Here is a 25277-nt window from a genome sequence, read left to right as displayed (position 1 = left end):
GCAAACGCAAGCCACGCACCAAGGAAGCATGTGATCAACTCTGCGGCCAGTGCCTCGACTGGTTCTCGCCTAATGAATGCGCCAACTACCTCCGACATGCAGGATATGCGCCGCAAGAATGGAACTGAAAATGCTCTAGTGCCACTTTACAGCTTATCTCATCGGCACGAAAAGGATCGAAACCCATGGAACAGTTCATGCCTTATCTGGTGATGCTAACAGTGTTCTTGTTTTTCGCGACCATCGTTGGTGTTCTTACTTCTAGAAAAAATCGAAACGGAATACTGTGGGGCCTATTTGGCGGTCTCTTGTTTATTCCAACAATGATTGCGTTGGCATTTGTGCGATTCCTGTGCCCCAATTGCCACAATCCTCTCTCCAATCAACAATGGAAACAGCGCGAATGTCCTCATTGCATGCATGCATGAGCAATGAAGTAAATTTCTCTCTATTTGTAAAAGCTTAAAGTCATATTGGCCCAGATTACGCGAGATAGTCGAATCCTTTTCGGCGTGTCGGCTTCTACTCGAATCAATGAATTCAAAGCAGCAGTATTCTCCCACATTCCATCCTCCCACCACCTCCCTTTCCCCCGTCATGCTCTAACTGTCATCCTGCGTAGCCAGCATCATGGTGATGTCGGCACGCACCAGGAGACAGAGACATGGCGCCCCAGGAACTTCATCTACTACTGATTCAAGTAACGCTTGTGTGAGGAAGGTTAAGCGCAGTCATTCCACGGCTACTCGAGATGAGCTGTTGAACTTTTGCGTTATAGGATCACGCCTCGGCACCTCCGTTCTAGTTTAGAGAACGTTCACACCGTGATGATTTCTCCCTCGCTGGTCACGACTTCCCCCAACGGCTCCACCTTTTTTAGCTCATACCCTAGCTCGCGTGCCCGCCGATGCAACTGTTTCTCTAGCCGATGACGCACTTGCTCCGCATACGCCGTTTCCTCCTTCTTCATGTAAGCGAAGCCATGTCGCATCAGATGGTAGATAATTCGGGCGAGCTTGTGGGCGGTCGCGGTGATCGCCTTCGGAGCGCCCAGCCGGCTTCGTTGGCGACGCAGGTACGCGCCGAGATAACTCTTACTCCGCACCAGACTCCACGCTGCTAATCGTAGCGCCAACGCAGCCCGGTTCTTGCCCTTGCGGGTCTGGCTCGACTGCACCTGCCCACCCGTCTTTTTCCAATTCGGGCACAGGCCCAACCAACTGGTGAAGTGTTTGACCGTCTTCCACTTTGTGAACTCGCACCCCAGTTCACTAATCAGCGTTAGGGCGTGCATCTCGTCGATGCCTTCGATCGCAGTTAGGTCGATGCCGACCATGAGATAGAGAGCCTGACGGACATCGAAACGTGGATCATGTGCCTTACGGCCCCGCATTCGCGACTTTGGTGGTAGTGGCGGCAGCACCGTTTGCTTCTTCATTGTCCGAAGCTGCCTGGCAATCGCCTCGTCGAGTTCGGCGATCACTTCTTGATAGTGATCCCACATCTTCAGGCACAGCGACAACTCGGTCACATGCTCCAGGCGATAGCGGCCCGTCAGAGCGATGGCGATCTCTTCGGCACTGTGCTGGCAGCGTTGATCCCGCAACTTCGCCAATGCCCGCGGATCACGCTCGCCAGCGACAATGGCACGGATGATCTTTAGCCCGGTGACGCCGGTGACATCGCCGAGCACGCTGGTGAGCTTCAGGTTCATCAGCCCCAGAGCCTTTTGCAGACGTTGGATGTGTTGAGCGGAGAGACGCACATGGTTGGCACGCTGCCGCACCAGGTCGCGCAGGGTCTGGGTTGCTTCGTCGGGCTGAAAGATCGAAGGCAGCAAGCCGTGCCGATGCAGCCGCTGAATCCACTGGCAGTCGCGGCGGTCGGTCTTGGGTCTTCCCTTGATCTGACGCGTGAACGTGGGCGAGGTGGTGATGACGTGGAAGCCAGCCTCCAGCAAGGACAGGAACAAGACGTGACCGTAGGCGCCAGTCGCTTCGAGAGCGACGGTCGTGATAGCACACTCACGTAGCCATGTCACAAGGTTTTGCAGGCCCGGCGTGTGGGCGGGGAACTCGCGTATGGCAGCATCACCACCCTCGGCATTGACGCACACCCAGTGGGTTGTGTCCCCCACATCAATACCGGCGGCATGAGTCCTCTGTGCGAGCGAGGCGAACGGGCTGTCTTTCATGGCCTTTTGCTTCAACATGCGGAACTCCTCTGGAAACATGTGTGTCTGAAAGAGTCCAACGCAGGGAGTCGGCAACCGGAACCAGGCGTCCCAACGGGATCCATTACCGTGATGGCAATGGTCACCAAACGAGTGGGCCGAAAACGCTCCCTAGCCCAGTCGAACAACCGGGCGGAGCAACCATGCTCACCGCACCAGAAACATTTCGGGCTTAACGCGTCGGACTCACTACAAGAGTAACCCACAGTTCCTGGCATCGTGGGCCAGCAAAGCTGGACGGGGGGTTGAACAAGAAACTGAAAGTTGGGGCAGCGGAATTGAAACTGCCTGAGAAGAAGGTCAAGGGTGACAAGAAGCCTTCATGGAAGGTTAAGACGGGAAGCACCAATGGCAAGAAATCTCAAGTAGAGACACCAGAGTCTGTGGGTAAAACGGAACCAACGTCGCCACCAGAACCAACGGACGCCGCGACTTTGGCAACATCTCCCAACGCTGGCGTGGTTGAATCTGCCACCGCCGAAGAGGTAGCAATTACTAATGAAACAGTTGAATCTGCTGGCAACGTGCCAGAACCACCTGAAGAACCAGACACCAAGAAGCCTCGCAAGCTCAAAGTCAAAGCGGACATCAAGCCCAAGAAACTGAGCATGATAGCTGCGGCGTTGCAGGTACTAAAAGCTCGCAAAGTGGCCATGACTTGTCCGGAGTTAATAGACGTGATGGCAACCGAAGGTTTGTGGGTTTCGCCTGGTGGCAAGACTCCAGCGAATACCCTCTTTGCAGCCATTAGTCGCGACATTAAAGACAAGGGTAAGGCGTCGGCGTTTAGGAATACGGATCGGGGGAGGTTTGAGGCGGTGTTGCAATTGGCAAAACGCAAACGACCCAGCCGGCACAAAGGCACCGCCCCTCGCTCAATGCCTTCCGTGAGTTACCAAACAATACGAGGTTACTTGGAACCCCGAAGGGGGCGTGATTGAGCTATCTTCTCAAACTGTTCAATCAAGTCCTTTCGCATTAGATAAAGACTGGTTTCGGCGCTCGGAATCTTCCAATTGGTAAAGAAGCCCATTTTGTATCGATCGGTCTGTGCTTCAAATTCGATTTTGTCGGGAAACGCAATCGACCCAGAAGTTTTGAGTGGAAGTTCAATCGATGACTTGTTTACGTTAGATGTAAAATCCCACACCACCGACGATCTCAATAGCCGTTGTCTTTCCTCTGGGTTATCCGAATCTGATTTTCCATACCTAGCGTCCTTGGTTGAAACTTGAGAAATCTTCAGCCAACAATCATGGGATTTCGAGTGAACAAATAATCCAGGGTCCGTACTGCCTCCGAAATCCCTATGGTCGCCGTAGTTGCGAGCCAAAAACAAAAAGTCTTTATCGTAATAGATCACTGTGATATTTCGCGTGCCTGGGGAAGAGGCCATTGTGACGACGGGTTGTGAGAATACTTCTGCTGGCAAGAATACGATCACAAGACTTGTCAAGATAATATGGTAGTTGCGACTTAACAAGGAACCTCCAATCCAGGTTGAGCAGTATCCCGGCTAAAATATCACCCCCACTATCCCCTCGCCCCCGCATTACGTCAAGCGGGAAGGAAGGGGCACCGCCTTAATTACTCTCAGCCTTATCGCCGTAAAGAGCGATGCGACCGCACTCGCCGCATAAGAATGCCTGCACCACACCTTGCGTGGGGAATTTGCCCGTCCAAAAACTGACCCGATCTTCCGGTAGGCGGTACGTCAGTGGGCCAGCTACCGCATGTTTAGCTACACCTGGGGCCACGTCCATGATGACGATGGGAGACATCGATCCCTGGCACTCCATACATGCTCGCACTTCGGTTGCCATTTGTCACTCTCCGTCATTGCTATTAAGAATCTAACTGCACATCAGATAATCCAGTCGCATCATTCCCAAGTCAAGCACCATCTCGGACGGTGCGTTTGCCACGTTCCCTCGCCCCCAGCCCCACGTCAAGCAGAAAGGCGGAGACTGAGGCACACACCCAGATCGATGGGAACGATGCGACGCATCACGGCTTGTGCATGCCGAAGACGAACGGTTTGGCCTTCACGAACTGGCTCGTCACATCGCCGTGAAGCTTCAGGATGTTCTTCTCTACCTTCAACTCCTGCTCGTCCAATCCTTTGCTGAAATCGAGCTTCGACGTATCGATCCAGACCACGTTCGGAGCCAAAGTACTTTCAAAGTAGTATCGTCCGCCATTCAGTTCCATCACGGTACGGAAGTAGGTCGGCGAGATGTTCGGCCTTTCGGGGTCGCCCAGGCCAAATGGCACCGACACGTTTCGCATCACGCTGAAGATGTAAGCCGCCCCCTCGTCTTGATCGGTCGGCTTGGGGAGCGCGTTCACGTACACGGCAGCACGGACGAACCGATCCATCGATTTTCGCTCGCCGGGAAGCGGCTTGTCCCCGCCAAACGTGCGGTACTGCTTCAGGTTCTCGATCTGCTTCTGGTAGGCCGGTTCGTTGGTCATGACGGTGTATCGCTTGTCGTGGTGAATCTCCGCTTTCCCATCAATGTACTCGATCACGGCTGAATCGCCGGTCTTGTCCTCGATTGAAACGTGGAACGTCGTCTTGGCGCCGTTCGGCAGTACCAGCGGCTCGATCTGAAACTGGATCGACTTGTGTGCTTCGACCGCCTCAGCGACCGTCGCGAAGTTGTCGAGGTAGTATTGCGGCCACTGCATGATCCCGATCCCTTCCCGCTTGGGATCGCGCTGGCCGAAGTCACATACCTCGGCCAGAAAGAGTACGTGGACGCTCAGCCCCTTTTCGTTGATCCCTTCGTGAGTGCCCATGTCGTAACCAGTCAGGGCGACGCTTCCGTATTTGGAGGTCCACTTGTGGGGGTTCTCCGCGACAGCACCAACCCGCTCAATCCCGCGGGGAAAGAGTCGGTATGTGGAATCGACTTTGCCAGTCCAGTCGTTCGTACGGCCCACGAACACCAGTCCGTCTTTGAGGGCCCAGAGGACGCGACTACACGGGTATGCGGTCGAAACCGTCAGCAGCCCGACGAAAAGCACAGCCAGTAAGTAGAAGGTCTTGCGCATGTCCCCCTCGTGATTGTAAAGAGTCTGCCGAACAGTTGTTTATCTCAATATACAGATTGCTTATTTCGGTCACACCTATCCCAGATCAAGCACCATCACGCCGTCACCTTCGTTAACCCCTCGGTACTCTCTCTCCAGAGATAGAGAGAGGTTTTCGATCAGTTTTGGGTTATTTGCTCCGACTCAATACAGAATCCATGTTCTCTTGGCCGTTTTTCAGCCCGCAGTTTAGTTCCAATACTCGCCAACTATTAACGCAAAAACGCCAGACTCTCTGCCTGGCGTGGTGCGTGAACCGTGTTGTAGATAAAGCCTCGATGAAGGCTTGCAAGCTCCCCCTATAGGGCGCGCTTCAAGAAATTCTCTGCATTGGATAGAGAGAAATTGTGTCGTCTCAACATACTGTGGCGTAATGAGTTATGGAATAAGTCCCAAAATCGCTGTTAACCCGCTCACTTGTCTCTCAACAAGAAGGAGAGATGTTTTGGGTGGAAACATCTCTGTGAAGGGGGTTGGTGTTAACCGTCATGTATTAGAGAAGTACATTTCTACACTCCGGCTGGGCGGGCTTTTAAACAGTTACCACCGCCGAGCGGCGTGAGTGGCTGACTCGGTCAGCATGCTGAAACAGTTTTGAGTCCCTTCTTCTCATCATGGCAACCCGTGATTGGGCCTTCGTGTCTCTTTGTTCAGGTCTGGCTTTTGGGGCACTATTGTACCTGACAACTTTCAGCTGTTTTTGACTCATACCAGCCTATTCAGGGGTTATCTGAGCCCTTGCTACAAACACCTCTTTATGAGTGGGGAGTCGAATCAGAAAGATACTCCCCTCGCCTTCCCAGCTTGATACATCTACAACCGTTGCCTTATTGCCTGCAGGCAGATTGTGCCTTTCGCCCTCGTGCGATACCCCAGTGCCATTGCGGAGGATAACCGTGTCACCCTTGCCAATCGATTTCTGACAGGCCAGACACCGGGCTGGGGCTATGGTCCCATTCCATCCCTGCCGAACGCGCTCTTCCAGGAGAAACTCGCAAAGGGCAAGCGGCACTAGGTAAGACTCGCCACAGCATGGACACAAGAACATCGGCATCGTGCGACCTCACGGCCGAAAAAGTAATTACCTACCATACACACCGTATTATCTAAACATTTTGATTGGACCATCCAACAATAACGCCAGAAAATCTTGGCTTACATTGTCGATAGCACTTTCTGGCAGTGCAATTAACATCCTAGCGTATCTTACGCAGCACATGAATCGAGAGGGGCTTCACATCCCCCCGCACGGGTGCACGCGAACCAAAGCATAAGCCTTGATACAAAGTGTTCCTGATTTTCCTGTGCTTGTATTTATAGACTGGTTACACTCTGATTAGCCAAATTTAAATACTGCTGTTGAGGTTCCAAATGAAGCAGGATTCGACCGATTCCATTGTTGAATTGCTGGCAATAGTCCGGCAAGGGCACGATGAGTCAGCTGAACAGGAGCTGTGGAACAGGTATTTTGACCAATTGCTCGTGCTGGCAAAGCAGCATTTGCAGTCAAGAGCGCGAAGAATCAGGGATGAAGAAGATATCGCATTGAGTGTACTGGACAGTTTCTTCCGTGGAGCGGCGGTCGGGCGATTCACGCAGCTGAATGATCGTAATGATTTGTGGATAATTCTTCGCATGCTGACGAAGCGAAAAACTATTGATCACTTGCGTCGCGAACACGCTATAAAGAGAGGCGGAGATATCGTTCGTGGAGAATCGGTATTCATGCAGTTGCACGATTCCACATCAGGCAGTCCGGATATCATGCCAGGCAAAGATATTGAACCGGAATTGGCAGCGATGTTTACAGAGGAGTGTGATCGTCTTTTTGCGACCTTGCGTGATGAAGCACTAGTCAAAGTTGCTTTGCTGAAACTTGAAGGTTTTACAAATGAAGAAATTGCTCATCAACTTTATTTATCCGAACGTTCGATAGAAAGAAAGCTAAAAACGATACGAGCAATCTGGCTCCAACAGGTCAAGGAGGACGCATCAGAATAGCTTTGCTCAAACTTGAAAACGAAAACACATCCCATGAATCATCCTTTGACCGCGCCGGGTGGATGGAAGCTTGACACTGTCATTTACGATGATCAAACGGCAGGAATAGCAGTTAGCCTGATGACCGATAATAACCTCCATCAAAAAATAGCAGTGCGTTGGCTGCCAACCGTCTACCGGAGAGAAGATGGAGCTCAATTCACAAAGCCAAGATGGATGGATGATGAGACGGGCTGGTTTGTTTTACCCGATGATTTCGGCACCGCTGTTGATGAGTGTCTGCTTGAAAAGAAAGTAGCTGGACTGGAAGCATTCGATCCTGTGGGCTTTGAGAAGATGGGCAAATGGCTGCTGGAAAATAATGCAATCTTTGGATGGCTTTGCTATTGTATCACAAGCGATGAAATCGCTAAGGCTGCCTGGTAATGAAGATTGCCTTTTACAACGCATGCGAAAAGCACAGTATTATCCTGAACTTCAGTACTATCATCAGGTCAACAAGGATGCTAGCATTCCGAGAAGGATGGCAGATAGTAACTTCAGTACGATATGCTGGAAGAATTGCTTTGGTCTCCGCTGCAATTCGAGTATTACAGCGTTAGCCATTGATTTTCTGCTACAACTTCCTGCCTGTTCATGAACTTGTCACGGAACAGGCAGGGCAAGCGAGCTGACTACTTGTTCACTTCCCAGTAGTAGAACGTGATCCAGATCGTACCTCCTGGTGGGGGCGGCAGAATTACCCAGATCTGCTGCAGATCTTTAACCTCCGTCGAAGTACCCCAAAACCAATCGGTACCAGAATTTCCCCATAGTATATCTGCGGAATAATCTTCTCTCACAGCTGTTGTAAAGATGGAACGCATTTGACTGACACGTGTATCGTAGCTATTGGAAAAAGTAGTCCAGGTGGTCCGTAAAGAATTGAGTCTGCTTGTATCGCTGGCAAAGGAAAGAATACCACCAAAGAGAACGTCATCTCCTTTACCGCCAACAAGCGTATCAGTACCCAGGCCTCCAATCATGATGTCGTGGCCATCGCCACCATCAAGCGTGTCAGCACTTCGCCCACCCATCATGACATCATTGCCCGCATTCCCATTAAGAACGAGTGCGGCCAATACGCCGTTGGCCTGTATAGTGTCGTTTCCTTTTCCAGCATGAAGAGTAATGTTCGATAACATGTCGTATCGTACGCGATAAGCGTTACGAGTAAACAGATTATCAGTAAACGTATAATTATTATCTGTAGTATCAGCCTTGTCATAGATGTGCAGATGGTCGCGTAGTGTATTGGTGACAATGCGTATCCCGCCGCGTAGCAAGTCCATGGAATACGCATCGTTGTAAATCTGGTTAGCGCTAATTGGTGCAGAGTTACCAATTACGAATGTGTTAACACCTTCCCCACCATTCAACAATACCGAATTAGAGTCTGTAATAAATGTCCGTAATGAGCTTCGTTCGACAATAAGTGTATCATTGCCGCCTTCTCCCTGTACTTGAACTGGCATAGTGGTGCAATTGACCTTAATCGTATCGTCACCACTCAATGCAATGACATTGATCTGATTGGCTAAGCCTTCATAATTGATGATACGACCATCAAGCCCACTATAATAATTATCGACAAGAACATAATCTTTGCCATCAGGCACGGATGCAGAATTAATATCTGTACCAACCAGATAGATGGTATCATTTGCAGACTCATGAAGTGTCAGTCGGATTCCTGGTCCTCTCACGAAGAATGTTTCTTCGTAAGATGTGCCCTGTATCTCCACATGATCATACCCGGTGGCATTGACACGAGCTACAATTCGATTCTCGATACCATTATCTAGCCCGACAATCAGTTCACCGCCTGTTTCAAACACTTCAACTTTGCGGCCATATAAGCCAATTGCGTCAGGGACGACAGGAAGGCTGACAAAAAGGGTTGCAGGTGTCAGACGATCTTCAAGACTAGTGACTTCCAATCCGAGGAGTCTTGGAACATGCCTGGTATGATTAGATTTCCTGAAAGCATTGCAAATCCTATCTAGTATTGCTGTCATGACTTCACCTCACTGGTAACTGGTTACAGGATCTTCACCGAGTCAATTCCCGGTACACAATACCTGCTCGTAATCAGGGGCATTATCCCGACAACCTCATCGAAATTTTCTTTGATTTTTTCTGTGCTGAGTCAATTCTCAGGGTAAAATCCGGCAAAAATATTGATAATCATCCCACAGGCTTTGACATGATGTGGATGCCTTGTCCATACGGTCTGCATCACCGATTGGGTGACTCTGTATGCCGTTACTGCCAGGAGGTTCTGCATGAGTCGATACCTGCTCGTCCGAACAAGACTCATACGGATGCCTCACTAAGTCGCATCATGTATGGTCGCTTTCCCTATTTGCCCAATGATGCAGTCAACCATTCCTGGCTAATAATTCAGTTTCAGGTCAGTCATCGCCGTATTCATCAAATTAGTGGCTTGGTATATGTTACGTTAATCTGCGAATGGAGAATAACTTCACTTTTTGCTGAAGCAGAGCAGGGACTTCAGAAAGAGCACTGTGCAACTTTGCCAAATAATGCAAATACTGCCATTCTGGATTCAATCCAGAATGCAGGCCGCCAACACGCTTGCCAGCAAAGTGATTACGAACTTCGACTGCCTTGAGTGCAAGATCTTTGCCATGCATCGCATGGCCATTCACTTTACTCGGATCAGCATTCTTACCAAATACCAGTGCCAGATCTGTTTGCAATGATTGCTTTTCGCGTACCACCAGTACTCGTAGACTCTCAGTCGTGATAAGCTCTAGAGCACATAACAGGCCTGCCTCCAGCAGTTCTTTTCCAGTGTCAGGTATATGTTGCCAGAAAACTGGGTTTCGGCAAAACCCAATGGCAGCCACTTGAGACAACAACCTGCACTGTGGATGCCGACGTAGTTTCCTGTATGCTTCGTGCTGCATCGGTCAGAACTGCCACGTTACTGCCTCAACAATGATGGGGATTCTCATGACCGCAGACATCACATTGTGCGCGTACCACCTGAGTTTAGTGGCCAGTTCTGGATGATAGGTATCCAGCTCAATTGCATAATCAAGTAGTGGAACCGTATCCTGCCAGGCAGCATCCAAGGCTGCGACGAGTTCCTGATCTAAAGTCCACTTACGATCATCCATCGTAGTTACCTGAACACTCTAATTGTTGCTCGCACCCTCTTTGACTTGATTCTCCTTCTCTTTCTTCCACTTGGTTGCTTCCTCAGGCTTGTTTGTTTCGGAGTAGAGCTGGATCAGGCGATCGAGGGCTTCGCTGACTCGCGACTGGGCATTTTTTGGTATGTTCTTATTGCGTAACTTCAGGCCTTCGTAGCCCTTGAGTAACAGTGCTTCAGCGTCGCTATATTTCTTTTGCCCCAGCAACGCACCGCCGAGCATAGATTGGGTATTAAAGGTCGTCCAGATATCTGGTTCCTTCTTCTCGCGGATCATGAGGCACTCACGGAGGATCTCCTCAGCCGTTACGTATTGCTCGCAATGGAGTAGATCAAGCGCCACTCTACTCAGTAGCCCGGCAAATCGCGGGTGATCCTTGGGATACTGTTTCCGCTTTCCCGCAACAACGCTGAGCAGGGTTTTAGAAGCTAAACTCCCCTGTTTGGCTGCAGAGTAGATCGAACCAAGGTTACCCATACTGTTGAGGGTGTCAGGGTGTTCAGGGCCTAGTTTCGTCTTCGTTAGCCGGACTGTCTCCTCACAAAGCGGCAAGGCGAGATCAAGCTTGCCTGCTTCCTTATAGGCTGATGCCAGGTTGTTCATGCTGTTCAGGGTGTCGGGGTGATCAGGCCCGGATTTTGCCTTTCTTAGCCTTACTGTTTCCTCGTAAAGTGGCAGGGCTAAGTCGTATTTTCTGGCGTCTTGGTAGGCTGATGCCAGGTTGTTCATACTGTTCAGGGTGTCTGGATGATCGGAACCGAGAATCTCTTTTCGCAACTGCAACGTCTCTTCATAGAGAGGCAGCGCTAGGTCGAGTTTGCCGACGGCTTGGTAGCCAAACGCTAAATTATTCATGCAGCCAAGAGTGCTGGGGTGGTTAGGGCCAGACTTGGCTTTCCGCAACCGCAATGTCTCCTCGTAAAGTGGGAGAGCCAGGTCGTATTTCCTGGCAGCATGGTAACTTAATGCAAGGCTACTCATACTGGTAAGAGTAGAAGTGTGATCAGGGCCGAGCTTCGCCTTGGTCAACTTCATTGTCTCCTCGTTGAGTGCTAGAGCCAAATCGAGCTTTCCTACTGCCTTGTATGTCCGGGCCAACCAATCCATGCTCTTGATGGTGTTTGGATGATCGGGTCCAAACTTGGCCTTCTTAAGCCGTAGCGTTTCTTCGAGCAGCGGCAAAGCCAGATCGTACCTGCCTGCATCATAATAACCCGATGCAAGATTACCCATGCTGATGAGGGTGTCAGGGTGATCGGGGCCAAGTTTCGCCTTCGTCAGTTTCAAGGCCTCATCATAGAGAGGCAGGGCTAAATCCATTTTCCCGGCAGCCGCGTAGCCTTCTGCCAGATTGCCCATGCTCAAGAGGGTGCTAGGGTGATCCGGGCCGAGCTTGTTCTTCTTGCGCCGCAGCGTCTCATCGAAAAGCGGCAAGGCGCGGTCATACTTGCCTGCATCAAAATAAGCTGATGCCAGGTTGTTCATACTGTTAAGGCTATGGGGGTGATCAGAGCCGAGTTTCTCCTTCCTCAATCGCAAGGTCTCTTCCAGAAGCGGCAGAGCCAGATCCAGCTTGGCAAGAGCTCGATAGTACTCTGCAAGGTTATTCATGCTGATCAAGGTACTGGAATGGTCCGGGCCGAGCTTGTCCTTCCGCAACCGCAGCGCTTCCTCCAGGAGTGGTAAAGCCAGATCGAGCTTGCCGACAGCCTTGTAGCCTGAAGCCAGGCTGTTCATGCTGTTCAGGGTGTCGGAGTGATTGGGACCAAGCGTGGTCTTCCTCAGCCGAAATGCCTCCTCATAGAGAGGCAGGGCGAGATTGAGCTTGCCGGCATCGTGGTAACCTGACGCCAAGTTGTTCACGCTGCTGAGAGTATCGGGGTGAGAGGGACCGAGGAGAGCTTCTCGAGTGGCTCGTGCTTTCTTGAAGACCTCAATCGCCTGGGTCGCCTCGCCCAAGCCAATAAGGGACATGCCAAGGTTGTCTTGCATTCTGGCAACTTCCAGCGGGTCACCGATGGCAGAGCCTTCCAATTCCTTTACAGCTGTTAAGAGGTTTTCTCGCAAAACATCCTGTAATGGGCGACCGCTCTCAGCGATCATTCTTGGATCCAGGCCGGCGAACACCGAATACAGAATCTCGTTCCCTTTCCGGGCATATTTGAGACTCCGCTCCGCTTCTTGTCGTTTCGCTTCTGCGGTTTCCCTCGCCTGCCGCTCCTGCTCGGCGGCAATGACGGCTTTGGCCCGTTCTTTCAGCGCTTCTCGCTCTTTTGACTCTGCGTGTTGTCGTTGCTCTGCCTCGGCCGCAAGTGCAGTTTCAGCTCTTATTAGACCTGTTGCCGTCCCGATGATGCCGCCGATCATCGCCAGGAGCAACAGACCCGCTGCTATCACCTGCCCACGATGCCGACGGATAAACTTTCTGAACCGGTAACCTGGACTTACGGGCCGGGCTTCCACCGGCTCATCCTTCAAATAACGCTCCACGTCACGGGCCAGCCCATTGGCAGATTCATACCGGCGATTCCTATACTTCTCCAGGCACTTTTGCACGATCCAGTCCAGTTCCCCTTTTACCAGGGACAGCAACTTAGCCGGTTCGATCTGTCGCAATGCTGCTGCACTCGACAGCGATTCATCCGTCGATAGCCGTGAAGCCAGACTGGGCGGCTCTTCTTCCTTGAGGATCCGAATAATCTCATCCAGTGACGCTTGCTTGAGCAGTTTTGAATCGAATGGCCGCAAGCCTGTCAGCAGTTCATAGAGGATAACGCCTAATGAATAGATATCAGCACGCGTATCCACATCAGCAGTCGTCAGCCCTGCCTGTTCGGGACTCATGTATTCCAGCGTCCCCACTACCGCACCAAACTGGGTTGATAAAGTCTCATCGGTCAGCCTGCCACTGACCGCTTTGGCTAATCCAAAATCAATAATTTTCGGTGTTGGTACACCATCCACCTGAGTCACCAGAATATTGGCAGGCTTCAGATCACGGTGAACAATGCCTTTCTGATGGGCATGCTGGATAGCCTGGCAGATGGGGATAAACAACTCCAGCCGCTGCCGCGGTGATAACTTCTGGTCATCACAGAACTGGTTTAAGGGCAAACCAATCACCAGTTCCATGACAAAATAAGGCTGACGTGACTCGGTTAAGCCGCCATCATAGAATCGGGCAATATTGGGATGATCCATGAGCGCCAACGCGTGACGCTCTTGCTCAAGCCGCTGCAAAACTGCTTTCAAATCCGTGCTACCCCGAATGAGCTTAAGAGCCACCTTGCGTCTGATGGGTTGTTTCTGCTCCGCTACCCACACCTCTCCCATTCCTCCTTCCCCTATCTGTTGTTTCAGTGTGTAGCAACCGATCGTCATGCCTTCGCGAGGACTGTGTTGAAAGTCCTGCGTGGTCATGTGCTGTCGCGCCGGCTGAAACAACTGGGTTGCTGCACCGGGTTCGAACGCATGTCGTGTCTCCTGAAGCAGGATCTCCGTCATGGCATCGGCATACTGAGGGAACTGTTTGGTAAGCTCCTCTTTCAGGCTGGTCCTTTTTTCTGCAGGGGTGTAGGCTCTCTGCAACAAAGCAAGTTCACGAAATAATGCCGGGCGTACCTCTTCCTCCACTTGTGCCAAGATGCTCTCAAGGTCGACTGACTGGTTTTTTCGCAACTGTGCCTCGAACGCATCGCAGAGGCGCTCGATCTCCAACAACACGTTGGGATTTAGGGTTGCATCACTGGTAACTGGGCTGTCTTTGGTATCCATGGGTACTATCTCTGTTCCATGTCCTCTGTTCCATGTCCTCTGTTCCATCTCTACCAAGATAGACAATAAACAAAATGGGGTGCGCCAGAAAGAAGTTAATATGCAGTTTGAAACAAAAACACCGCCAGAGTAAAAAGCGCCCTGGCGGTTTCAAGCTTATACTAGCGTTTTTGCATGATAGATGGATATCCAGGCATCATCGGTCAAACTGAAATCGGTCGAATCTGTTTCGTAGACCCAGTTTATCAGACTAGCGAGGTAATAGTTCTTCACGAGCCTGTCGCGGCCTGTGCCACTTTTGAGCATATCCCGCATGCCATCTCGTCCGCCATCGAGATAGTCATTGTCTTCCTGTCCTTCTAGTGTGTCATATCCGGCGTTGCCGTAAAGCGTATCATCACCCTGACCTCCGCGAAGTATGTCATTCCCTTCACGACCATGAAGCTCATCATTGCCTCCGAATCCCTGAAGCACGTTGGCGAGATTGTTTCCATAGATAAAGTCTTTGGCGCTGCTGCCGTTGACGTTGCGGATGCCGTTGATGCCACCGGATACTCGAGTAGCAGTCCCAGCGACCAGGTCAACACGGACGCCAGTAGTTCCCAGAGTCGTCATGCTCTGATAATCGAGGGTGTCAACACCGCCGCCACCCGATATACGACCGGAGACACCACCGTTCCAGAAGAACTGGAAAATGTCTTCGCCAGCACCACCGCGGAGATTTTCCATGGTATGTAGGAAAACCCGGCCATTGATTGCGATCGAGTTGTTGAACCCGGTAATCTGCCAGGTGTGTTTGCGTAATCCTGTGTAACTGAACTCATCGTTACCTGAACCGCCGTGTACTTCCAGCTTGGTGTTCGACAAAGCTTGAATGTTATCATTAGCAATGAACATTTCGTTATCGCTGGCTCCCTGAACCTTGATTACTTCAGAACCAGTCAGCGTCGTTGTAAAAATCCGCCCATTCACACTGAACGTCAACACATTGCTGTTGAACTGCATGGAGATCAGGTCAGCGACGCCATCGCCACCCCAACCCTGGACTCGCATATCCAGAAACAGTGGCATGGTGGTGTTCACATTAGTTCTGATCCAGTTGGCAAAGGAGGAAACTCGTGTATGCTCGGCCCATTCACCAAAAGTACCAAGTGCCGAATTCGTATCCGTGGCATCATTCCAACCCATCCCACTGAAGACACCAGCTATAAGCCTGCCAATAAAGGCAGGACCACCAGAATCACCACTGTCTGGTTTTGCTTCCCTTGTTCCCAAGCCCGTATTTCTCCCAAAGAAATCGTTGACCGTTCTCCCGCTGTCAAAATCCATACGGATAATGGAATTGCTAGGACCACTAGTCACCACCCGTGTAGTATCGATCCGGTTTTCACCAGCTCGACGAACACCATTCCCTCCAAACAATCCAACCGCTCCATTGCCTGTTGCACCAAATCCAGAAACAGTAACGATCTGACCAACTTCATTCGTTGCTTGATAAATTTGATACCGCTCTACCTGGAGTGGAGCTAAGGCTGGTAATTCAATGATGGCAATATCAGATCCACCGTTCCAGGCGCCTGTCCAGGTCGAGGGAAATCGTACTGCACTGGAGGGAATATTATCAATTGCTCTGGTCGTTCCGTCGCCCAGCACAAACGTGACATTGAAGCCACCTGCATCAGGCCGTCGATCGCCGTTATCGTCCAATACATGAGCCGCTGTAAGAATGTGCCGGCCAGTCCATAGTAACGAACCACTTCCAAATACACCTTGTCCCAAATTGTCAATCCGAACGACACCGGTATTCCGGAGATCCTGTGGAGGCAAAGGCCAAGTGCCATCAGATAATGCGGCAAATGCCCCGACAACAGGAACCATGCGATCTTCGAGTGCTTCCACACACAAGCTGTGTCGTGAATGTTTCGAAGTTGGCAGATTCCGGTTTAAGGTTTTTTTGGTGGAGGTCTTGAGTAAGTTAAGCCAGTTCATGATATCTCTCCTAAGGCCGTCTCTGGAAGAATGTGCAAGCCGATCAGCCTGCTCAGTGAAATTCAACCAGTTTCTCAGCCGTTAGAAGTGACTCGCAAACCGTAGGTTTCAACCGACACACATTTGAGAAAATTCCCATTAACTAAAAAATGTTCAACCTTCACAGTTCAATGTGAAATCGTCATCAAGGAAGAATGATGGTCGAATTAGGACGTAATTGTTAGGGCTACTCTGAGGAAATGTGAATCCATGTATATCACCATAACAGTCTCGTTCGTCTCGTGATGACATCAATCCCACCAGAAATAGACTCGACGCTCACTGCGTAATTGATAGGCCAGTTGAAGTTCAGCTTCTGGAGTTTCTGCTAGATCCCAGCAGAAATGCACCATTTCTCTGGCTAATCTGTCTGGATCTGCCACTGGCTTTTTGAACTGAATCTCTACAGTGTCGTAGCGCAACCCTATTAGATCAAATGGCTCTTCCCGGTCCAGATTGCGAAACCACTCAACCATCTCCTTGCATCTCATCTCTTGCGTATTGGCACGTAAATGAAATGTAAACATGGCCTCATATTTATCCGATGTGGGTAACAGGGCTAATGTTTGAGTTATCGGGCCACATCCAATGGGCCTGCCACAGTCCAGTAGCAGATAACTGGATTGAGCAACACGATCACCGAATTGTTTCCGTGCTTGCTCTACCATCTTCTCGAGTTGGTTTCTCTGTTCTTCGCGTTGACGAAAGGATTCCATCGGATCGAGTTGGGATGGCGAATCCATTAATGACTCTGGCAAACGGATGGAGAAAAAAGCTACTCCAGGTAGCGCATCACTGTATTCTGGAGCGCCGTATGCTTTACTGAGTTCATTAACCAGGGTTACGAACGCAGGAGCTTTCGACCTCTCTGAAAAATGATAGACTGCGAAGGCGGTTTCTTCTTCCGGAGTAACGATGGCTCCGGCCTCCAGTAGTACTTTTACTGAATCCATGCGACGTTCATCAACAGCTGCCATAATTGGGCTCATGCCGGATTTACCCACCGCCTGCAGGTCGGCCCCTGCCGCCAACACGGTGCGAAGGATGTCTAGAGAGCCATATGTTGCAGCATCATGCAACACGGATTCGTAACTGGTAAAGCAGGCATTTGGCTGATCTGCTGGCATTGATCCGGCTGAATAACGGTTGTTTACATTAGCCCCATATTGCAACAACAACTGGACTATCTCCAGATTATCACGCAAGCAGGCCGCTCGTAGTGGAGCTTCTCCACTTTTCGAAACCGCATTTGGGTCTGCCCCTTTTGCCAGCAAGTGTCGCACTAATTCAACGTGGCCTAATTGTGCCGCGTAGGTCAAAACCGATTTACCGTCTGTATCCGTAGCACGAGAATCTGCCCCTTTCTCCAGTGCTTTAAGAGCATACACTTCTTGATTCTTCTGGACTGCCTTAATCAGAAGCTTTGTCGATACATTACTCATCATGCCCGTTATGCAGTACTTAATTATTCTTGCTGCCTTTATCAGAAGCCTTGTCGATACATTACTCTGACTTTGATTTGACATGGCCACTCCGGCATCTTACTCCGCAATGTACAAAGCTATCCGATTAGCCAGAACTAAACAAGGAGATTGGATGCCACCTCCCCGAATAGAGCGCGCTTCAAGATGTTCTCTCTCATTAAAGAGCAGGGAGAGCCTATCAGTGGAAGCTGTTGATAATTATCTACTTAAATCAACCCAAATCATGAAAGGCTGTTAACCAACGAAAAACATCTCTCCACGCTGGCAGAGATAAAATGCCCCGATTTCTCTCTTCGAAGCGGTTTGGCGTTAACCAGGCTGTAGGAGAGATGTCCATTTCCCTGCTCCAGATTTGCTGGCTGAACCAGCCGATTTTGATCGCGAATTGTCTGCTGATTCGGTAGTCTGGCGGGGTGGAAAAATGATGTCATCCCGTTGGCAGATTTGGACTTGCGGAGAACGGCAGGATGCGAGCACTGATGCAGTCGTTTCTGGTGATGTTGGCCACGGCGACTGATCGACAACTGGCCAAACAGGTGCAGTATCTCAAGAAGGAGAACGGTATTCTGCGAAAGCGTTTGCCCAAGCGAATCGTGCTGACAGACAAAGAGCGTCGCCAGTTGTTGCGGTTTGGCAAACCGGTTGGCAAGGCTATCAAGGAACTGATTGGCATCGTAACGCCCGACACCTTTTTGCGCTGGGTTCGGGAGGAGCGACGAGAACAGGCTCGTCCGAAGAAAGTTAAGAGGAAGCCAGGACGACCTATGAAGCCGGAAGAGATCCGCAAGCTGGTAATCCGTCTGGCGAAAGAGAACATCTGGGGTTATGGCAAGATTCACGGTGAGTTGAAGAAACTTGGTATTAAGATCTGTAGCAGCACCGTCAAGAACATTCTGATCGCAGCAGGAATTGACCCCTGTCCCGAGCGCGGCGACAAACCTTGGGCGGAGTTTATCAGGCAGCATGCTCAAACCTTGTGGGCAACGGATTTCTTCAGCAAGAAGGTTTGGACTCTCAGGGGCTTTGTGGATGTTTTCGTGTTGTTCTTCATTCATATTGAATCGAGGCGTGTCATTCTGGGTGGTCTCACGACGAATCCGGATAATACTTGGATGAAGCAACAAGCCAGGAATGTTTGCATGCACTGGGACAAGGAAAAAGTGAAGCCGGAAACCTTGATCTGCGACTTCGATACCAAATACACCAGGGACTTTGAAGCCATTCTGATGGCTGAGGGAGTTGAAGTAAAGCGAGTTGGCCCCATGAAGCCGAACCTCAATGCCTATGCCGAACGGTTTGTGCAGAGCATCAAGCAGGAAGCTCTGGATCATTTCATTTGCTTTGGGGAAAATCATCTGCGTTACATTTGTAACGAATATTGTTCCTGGTACAATTCGGAACGTCCGCACCAAGGGGTTGGTAATGTACCGCTCAAGAAGTCGCGCTGTCGGAAGTGGAAAGACTCGGACAAGGCCAGTGCGATAGTTTCTACACCCCGCTTGGGCGGCTTGTTGAACAGTTACCACCGTCGAGCAGCGTGAGTTGTTAGTTGCTCGCGATTCTTCGCCATGATTTTGATTCACTCTCGGTTTCATGTTCACTCGTGAGTGAGCCTTCGTGTCTGTTTGTTCAGTTCTATCGTTTTGGTCACTATTGTACCTGACGGTCTGCTGCGATGCGTCCCCTGCGGCTGTGCCATGACACCATCGTACTGCTGTAAGAACGGCAAGGTGCAGTATCGCTATTACACCTGCACCAAGGCTCAGAAACAGGGATGGGAGAAATGTTCTTCCAAGAGTGTGCCCGCAGGCCAGATGGAGCAGTTTGTCCTGGAACGCATCCGTGGCATTGGCAGCGACCTAGCTTTACAGGCTGAAGTTCTTTCCATCATTCACCAGCACCATGAAGAACATCGGCAAACCCTGAAGTCAGAACAGGCGCTACTGGAACGGGAACTGAAACGCTGGCAACACGAAGCCAGGAACCTGGTGGGCCAGGTCAAAGCAGGTGAAGTCAACACTCTAGTAACCAGCCGATTGGCTGAAGTGCAGGAACGCATCGCCCACGAAACGCCACGGTTGGCCCAGATTCGCGAGGAACTCGAACGCTTGGCCGATTGGATCATCACCGCAGAATCCGTGGCCACAGTGCTAGGCCGATTCGATGAACTTTGGAAAGCCATGAATATTGTCGAGAAGCAGAAGCTCCTGCAACTGCTGATAGATCACATCGATTACGATGGCAAGGTTGGCCAGGTGACCATTCATTTCCATCCGACTGGTCTGGAATCCTTACTGACCGAAACACTTACGGAGAACGCTGCATGATTGCCAAGACGTGGAATGTATCGTTTGAGACGCATCGCAAGGGGCAACGGGTGATGACAACCCGGAAGCAGTCCCCTGCTCTGCCCGAAGGTCGCATACCACGCATATCCAGGCTAATGGCACATCATCTGGAAAGGCTGGTGGTTACAGGCGTGGTCAAGGACTACGCGGAGCTGGCACGATTGGGCCATGTCAGTCGGGCACGTATCAGCCAGATTATGAACCTGCTGCTGCTGGCACCGGATATACAGGAGGCGATACTGTTCCTGCCCAAGACCACCAGCGGGCATGATCCGATTAAGCTGAGGCATCTGCAGCCGATTTGTCTGGAGATGGATTGGGGGAGGCAGCGGGAGAGGTGGAAAAGAGTCAATTCTCAGATTACATAATGCAAAGTGGAGCTAATATATCCTACTGTGACGAGTTAGCTTATGGTAAGACTGTCTCATCATCTGTGCTCTCAATCCATTTTCTGGCTGGTCCTATGAGATGCAATCCAACGGCGAATCCGCTCTAATCGCCCTTCTAGTGCCTCAGTCAAATAGACATTGTCATGACTGGAAGGCGCCAGGCCTTTTAGTCGTTTGGACAATTGCCCCGCCTTACCGGTGGTGACCTTGTCCAACACTGGTTTGAAATCCTCACGTACCGGCTGCTTCAGCGCCGAGAGCCATTCCAGTAGTCGGCTCAAGACGTGATGCAGGTCGCGGGTGTTCTCCTGCAATCGGCAACAGGCAATCTGCAGCATTTGCGAACAAACGTAAGCATGCAAGAGAGAAGCCTGGCCGACCGTCTCGAGGTGCTGGGCGATCCGGTTGAGTTTGAGTTCATTCACCGCCATCAGGCTGCCCATCACTTCGCCCAGCTCCGGGCCGACGCAGCGACCATCACGAATGAGCACGATGAGGGCATCCACAGCCAGGCCAGTCACTTCCGGCTCTCCCGCCCCCAGTGCCAATGCCAGTAGCCATTGAGCCATCGTGCTGAACGGCACATCGGGATCGAACAGCGGATCCAGATACTCCGCACGTTGCCGTTTGATCTGGGCATCCGAGTAGCTTCGGTATTGCAGACGAACACCTGAGGCAAAAAAAGGCTGCGGGTTGGCCGGCCAGACAGTGCCCGCCCACCGATTCCATCCATCGAACACGCGATAGTTGTGCAGCAGCACGGTGGGCACATGGTGTATGAGGCTACTGACTGCCGGCTGAGGGTGCACCTTCACGCTGATAACGGTCTTGCTGGTGCTGCTCGAATCCGATGATTTGATGAACTCCCAAGTATATTGTGCAGCGTGGGTTGCATCAGGACCATAGTCAACACTAGTAGCCACGTCGAGACGTTCAGCAAATGGATGGCGCGCACGTCCAGCTATCATTCCTAGAACGCCAGTCAGTTCATCTTCGAGCGGACCACCCAGAGCATATCGGAACGCAGACCCATACCTTCCTTTTAACGGTGTCGCCTGAGCGAGTACCTCAGCTCGACCATCAGGTGCCAGTCTTAAGAGGCCTTGAACCATGTCGTGAAAATCGGGTTCGAGCCCATGCTCCTCGTACCACTTGAGTCTGTGCAACATCTCTTGCGGATCAATCCATCCCAGTCGATGGGTGGGACAGGCACACAGGGGAGCAGCCTGCCGCTGGCGCATGCGTGCGGTGATCAACGAGAGGCGTTTGCTCTGAAAGGCTAGCAGTGAATTGCCATACTCTAAGATCACTTCGGTCGAAGGTGCATCAAGTGCCCACGACTTGATCATATCATTGAGGGATATTTGCATTCCAGGTAAGAGGAATAAAGGTTTCTCCACCCGTCTGATCAGCGGAGCCAGGCGTGCAGCGAAATCTGCCGGTCGTTGATCGCAGAGCCGACTCAGCCCGTCCAGGAGCAGCTCATACTCGATAGGGTCGTTGAGTGACTCAACTGCCACCGTCAGTCGTTCAATGAGTTCGTCCAGCGTCTGAATGGGCTGCACCCGTTGATCCGGGTCCAGACGCGGTACACTCATGGAATCAAAGGCGACGCTGCTCAGCGGGTTTGTCCCCCTTATCGCACCCAGTACGCCATCAATGCCGGCCCACTCCCGCCATGGAGATACCACCTGCTCTGCTTCTTTCAATAACGCATCGAGTGCCACGGGGGACTCAGTTCCGGCCGATACCTTGTCCGTCTGTCCGAGCAGCACGTGGGCTGATGCCTGAACCGAAGGGGCGAGACTGGTAATGACACCGGACAGTTGTTCAGCAATCACATCCTTGCATGCCTTGTTGAATCTGGCCAGGAGGTCAACGATCGCCTGCTGCACCTGAGCGTGAGGATGCGCTAAGCCACGCAACAATACCGCTGCAACATCCCGCTGCCGCTTCGGCTCTCGTGTAGCGAGCTTCCCCAGTAACTTCACAGCCGCCAGGGGGTGAGCCTTGGGCTGCAAGTGAAACACCACCTCGACGCTACGCATGAACTCTGGCACATTCAGCTGCTGAGACGATTCCACGATCTTCAGCGCATCGAGCGCCATTCCAACGACAACAGGCACCCGATGGCTGAGAAGCTGCAGGTAGGTCGTTTGCAGTCTGCCCCTTTCCTCCACAGTAGGCTCGAGCAACTCGTGAAACTTGCAGAACCAGGCGGTATTCCGGGCTTCGGTGTTTCTGGTCAGGCTGCCAAGCGATGCCTCCAGAAGCCGCCGGCGATCAAGATGGCCCTCCGCGGCAAGTGTCTTGAGGGTAACGGCCCAGGATGCATCCGGGTGAGATTCTCCAATCGTGATGTCCGAAACATCCAGTATTGTTCCACGAGTCGGACAGAGTTCGAAGATCTTCCAGATTTCATCGGTGAGCAGTTCAGGGTCTTCCAGTAGGTTATCCTTGAGTGACTTCGTTCTGTCATAAAGATGGGCGAATAACATTCCTAGAATGTATTGCTCGCTCTGCGGCTTGGGACAGAGCCCTTCGCGTATCAGTAGTCGAATGAAACCCCAGTCGTTAACGAATCGTTCAGCCAGTTCCTTCTCCACCCATTTCGGCAACCAGTCAGGTCGACGATGCCTGAGAATCTGAAGCAGAGGCTGCGGATCATAATTTTGATGGTGTCGACACTCGAGAAGGTCCGTACTCCGTATTCGCTTCGTCTCAGTCCAGGGACCAATGCCCATCATTGCCAGGTTGATTCGCCTGCCTTCAGGGCGTCCCCAAATGTAGACTGACAGGTTGTTCATGAAACTGTTTCGTTCTGCATGTCGCTCTGTTATCTTCTTTCGCATTGCTGCCAGATGCTTCGAAAGCTTCTTCCGTTCCGGCTCATTCAGCTTGACGAGTGCGGCAACCAATTCCTCGGTCGGTCCTTTGAGAATGAGATGCTCTAATTCTTCCGTTGTCATATCCTTGTGAACTCCAACTAATCATCTTTGCCTTCGAGCATCAGCCGTACCGCCAGCACATGCTTGCACGGCCCGCGGTCGCCCTGGTGTTTGCCATACCAGGGACAGGTGCAGCTATCGCCATCGGTCTTCAGCCGTACGCGATGCTCCACCTCGGTCCCTTGCACGTAGGCTTCCGCGTTCAGCTCCTCGTCGGCACCCATCTTGCTGATCACTCTGACCAGCTTCGCCTCGACCAACTGGCGAGCGTCCAACATCCGTGGCTGCAGTGCCTCGACCTTCTCCAGATCAAATGGCAACTCGCGATGGAAGTACGCGCCGCGATGCAGGTCATACCCCACCAGTCCGCGGCTGCCCAGCACCGCCAGGGCCGAAGTTACTTGTGATGGGGCGAGACTGGATTGACGGGATACCTCCGCCACATCGATTCGTGACTGCCAGCGAAGCCCTGCCTTTACCTGGGGCAGAGCCTCGGTGCATGAACTACTCGCCAGTTGCTGGAGGACTTGCCCTTCACCCGAGAAGCCTCGTGTGAGTTCCGGGCTAATCAGGATCGTGAACCGTCCGGTGGGAAAGACCACTTCCCATGCGCTGACCTCGGTGTTGGCATCGGCCCAGACATGCAATTCCGTAGCATGCATGAGCAGCGGCTCCAAAATGCGAATACGTTCCGTACCGGTCACACGAACCGCGTCCTTGCTCTCACGTTGCGACAATCGTAGCCCTCGCCCCAGCGACGTGACCCACGAGACCATACCAGTGCTGCCTCCCTTAGGGATCGCGCGGAGAAAGCGTAACGCCTCGCTTGCAGTAATAGTGAAGCGGCGATTCAGTACCGGCAGGTAAGCCTGCACTTCGGTGAATCCCTTGATCCAGCGTACCGGCAGCTTCACCTTCTTCTCAACCACCTGTTGCTCGCCACGAGTCAGTTGCACCGAATCCGCCCCGACGGCCATGCGGACGGTATCGCTCTGGCGTATCTGTGCGAGGGCTGCCCGCATGGACGAGTTGAAATCCACATTGGTGGTGCCTCGCCCCTTGATGTCCGCCTCGAATGTCGGTGCCTCGAAATCAGCACGAGCGTATACACCACAACAGGAACTGAATCCTTCAAAACGAAGAAGTTCCTCGCTACTGGTCACCACTGGGTCAAGCAGCGAGGGATTAAGTGGCATCCAGAACCGTGTGGAAACCACTTTAGCCAGAACGAGCAGCATGCTAGCCGCCACATGAGGCTGTCGCACTTTGCCATCAAAGAAGAAAGGATTCTCGGCTGCACCCCCGCAGGTCGCCAACCGTAACCCGCAGTTACCAGGTTGACTAGTAACAAGCGAAGGATGAACGTAGCGATAGGTATAGTCGAGTTTGAGTGCTGCTCCCATGAACACCTCATGATCAACTGCAACGTCATGTAACGAGATAGTGTGTCATGTCCAAGGAAGAATTTCAATTACTGAATCACCTATATGAGGGGGTTCAGTAAAGTTCTTGATCGCTACTTGAAGCACAGGACAATAAAGATGTGCAGAGGAACCAGCCAGATTCCTGTCAAATAAACCTCCCTTACTCCCCACAGCCTCTAACTGTCATGAAGCGTAGCCAGCATCACAACGATGCCAGCACGCACCAGGAGACAGAGACATGGCGAACAAGAGATTAGCGATAGAATGCTAAGAGTTCGGTTTCTACCGCGAGACACCATTTATGAAGCAGGCTTTATATCCTTTAATCATT

19 protein-coding genes are annotated in these 25277 nt (G+C 51.6%); 8 read left to right on the top strand and 11 right to left on the bottom strand.

Going from position 1 to position 25277, the window contains the following annotated elements; all coding sequences use genetic code 11:
• The first annotated feature begins 185 nt into the window (after window positions 1-185).
• Complete coding sequence (locus tag JNJ77_10560) at window positions 186-428, top strand: hypothetical protein (protein MBL8823019.1); 243 nt, start codon at window positions 186-188, stop codon at window positions 426-428.
• A 389-nt stretch (window positions 429-817) separates the two neighbouring features.
• On the opposite strand, the gene JNJ77_10555 is transcribed toward JNJ77_10560, so the two are convergent.
• Window positions 818-2212, bottom strand: coding sequence for an IS110 family transposase (locus tag JNJ77_10555; GenBank protein MBL8823018.1), 1395 nt, complete (start codon window positions 2210-2212; stop codon window positions 818-820).
• 266 nt (window positions 2213-2478) lie between these two features.
• Between JNJ77_10555 and JNJ77_10550 the strand changes: the two genes are divergently transcribed.
• Window positions 2479-3174, top strand: a complete 696-nt coding sequence (locus tag JNJ77_10550; protein MBL8823017.1) for a winged helix-turn-helix domain-containing protein — start codon at window positions 2479-2481, stop codon at window positions 3172-3174.
• Between the two features lie 642 nt (window positions 3175-3816).
• On the opposite strand, the gene JNJ77_10545 is transcribed toward JNJ77_10550, so the two are convergent.
• Together JNJ77_10545 and JNJ77_10540 are read right to left on the bottom strand one after the other, a co-directional pair.
• A complete protein-coding gene (locus JNJ77_10545; protein ID MBL8823016.1) occupies window positions 3817-4056 on the bottom strand; it encodes a hypothetical protein in 240 nt (79 codons plus the stop codon).
• A gap of 184 nt (window positions 4057-4240) precedes the next feature.
• Window positions 4241-5290: a linear amide C-N hydrolase gene (locus JNJ77_10540; GenBank protein ID MBL8823015.1), complete on the bottom strand. Its 1050-nt coding sequence runs from the start codon at window positions 5288-5290 to the stop codon at window positions 4241-4243.
• 886 nt (window positions 5291-6176) lie between these two features.
• Between JNJ77_10540 and JNJ77_10535 the strand changes: the two genes are divergently transcribed.
• The 3 genes from JNJ77_10535 to JNJ77_10525 all read left to right on the top strand — a co-directional run bounded on the left by JNJ77_10535 (window position 6177) and on the right by JNJ77_10525 (window position 7756).
• Complete coding sequence (locus JNJ77_10535) at window positions 6177-6344, top strand: hypothetical protein (protein MBL8823014.1); 168 nt, start codon at window positions 6177-6179, stop codon at window positions 6342-6344.
• Between the two features lie 356 nt (window positions 6345-6700).
• The gene (locus JNJ77_10530; protein ID MBL8823013.1) at window positions 6701-7330 is read left to right on the top strand and encodes an RNA polymerase subunit sigma-70; all 630 of its coding nucleotides are present in this window, start codon (window positions 6701-6703) and stop codon (window positions 7328-7330) included.
• Window positions 7331-7363: 33 nt separating this feature from the next.
• The gene (locus JNJ77_10525; protein MBL8823012.1) at window positions 7364-7756 is read left to right on the top strand and encodes a hypothetical protein; all 393 of its coding nucleotides are present in this window, start codon (window positions 7364-7366) and stop codon (window positions 7754-7756) included.
• Between the two features lie 248 nt (window positions 7757-8004).
• On the opposite strand, the gene JNJ77_10520 is transcribed toward JNJ77_10525, so the two are convergent.
• From JNJ77_10520 to JNJ77_10495, 6 genes are all read right to left on the bottom strand, one after another.
• Entirely contained in the window at window positions 8005-9387 is a 1383-nt protein-coding gene (locus JNJ77_10520) for a hypothetical protein (GenBank protein MBL8823011.1), read from the bottom strand.
• A gap of 438 nt (window positions 9388-9825) precedes the next feature.
• The gene (locus JNJ77_10515) at window positions 9826-10302 is read right to left on the bottom strand and encodes a hypothetical protein (protein MBL8823010.1); all 477 of its coding nucleotides are present in this window, start codon (window positions 10300-10302) and stop codon (window positions 9826-9828) included.
• Between the two features lie 3 nt (window positions 10303-10305).
• A complete protein-coding gene (locus JNJ77_10510; protein MBL8823009.1) occupies window positions 10306-10515 on the bottom strand; it encodes a hypothetical protein in 210 nt (69 codons plus the stop codon).
• An 18-nt stretch (window positions 10516-10533) separates the two neighbouring features.
• Window positions 10534-14325 (bottom strand): serine/threonine protein kinase, encoded by a 3792-nt coding sequence (locus tag JNJ77_10505; protein MBL8823008.1) that lies wholly within the window; start codon window positions 14323-14325, stop codon window positions 10534-10536.
• 156 nt (window positions 14326-14481) lie between these two features.
• Window positions 14482-16314 carry a trypsin-like serine protease gene (locus tag JNJ77_10500; protein ID MBL8823007.1) on the bottom strand — a complete coding sequence of 611 codons (1833 nt, stop codon included), beginning with the start codon at window positions 16312-16314 and terminating at the stop codon, window positions 14482-14484.
• Window positions 16315-16604: 290 nt separating this feature from the next.
• Window positions 16605-17798, bottom strand: a complete 1194-nt coding sequence (locus tag JNJ77_10495) for an ankyrin repeat domain-containing protein (protein MBL8823006.1) — start codon at window positions 17796-17798, stop codon at window positions 16605-16607.
• 506 nt (window positions 17799-18304) lie between these two features.
• Between JNJ77_10495 and JNJ77_10490 the strand changes: the two genes are divergently transcribed.
• From JNJ77_10490 to JNJ77_10480, 3 genes are all read left to right on the top strand, one after another.
• Window positions 18305-19378, top strand: coding sequence for a transposase (locus tag JNJ77_10490; protein MBL8823005.1), 1074 nt, complete (start codon window positions 18305-18307; stop codon window positions 19376-19378).
• 156 nt (window positions 19379-19534) lie between these two features.
• Window positions 19535-20164, top strand: coding sequence for a hypothetical protein (locus JNJ77_10485; GenBank protein ID MBL8823004.1), 630 nt, complete (start codon window positions 19535-19537; stop codon window positions 20162-20164).
• Window positions 20161-20553 carry a hypothetical protein gene (locus JNJ77_10480; protein MBL8823003.1) on the top strand — a complete coding sequence of 131 codons (393 nt, stop codon included), beginning with the start codon at window positions 20161-20163 and terminating at the stop codon, window positions 20551-20553. The genes JNJ77_10485 and JNJ77_10480 overlap by 4 nt, the downstream gene beginning before the upstream one ends.
• Window positions 20554-20624: 71 nt before the next feature.
• Here JNJ77_10480 and JNJ77_10475 read toward each other — a convergent pair whose 3' ends face one another.
• Window positions 20625-23543 carry a hypothetical protein gene (locus tag JNJ77_10475; protein MBL8823002.1) on the bottom strand — a complete coding sequence of 973 codons (2919 nt, stop codon included), beginning with the start codon at window positions 23541-23543 and terminating at the stop codon, window positions 20625-20627.
• A gap of 17 nt (window positions 23544-23560) precedes the next feature.
• On the bottom strand, window positions 23561-24925 hold the full coding sequence (locus tag JNJ77_10470; protein ID MBL8823001.1) for an SWIM zinc finger family protein: 1365 nt from the start codon (window positions 24923-24925) through the stop codon (window positions 23561-23563).
• Window positions 24926-25277 lie beyond the last annotated feature (352 nt).

The organism is Planctomycetia bacterium (assembly GCA_016795155.1).
Classification (GTDB): Bacteria; Planctomycetota; Planctomycetia; order Gemmatales; family HRBIN36; genus JAEUIE01.
The sequence above is the reverse complement of the archived record's forward strand: the minus strand, read 5'-3'. Positions and strand labels throughout refer to the sequence as shown.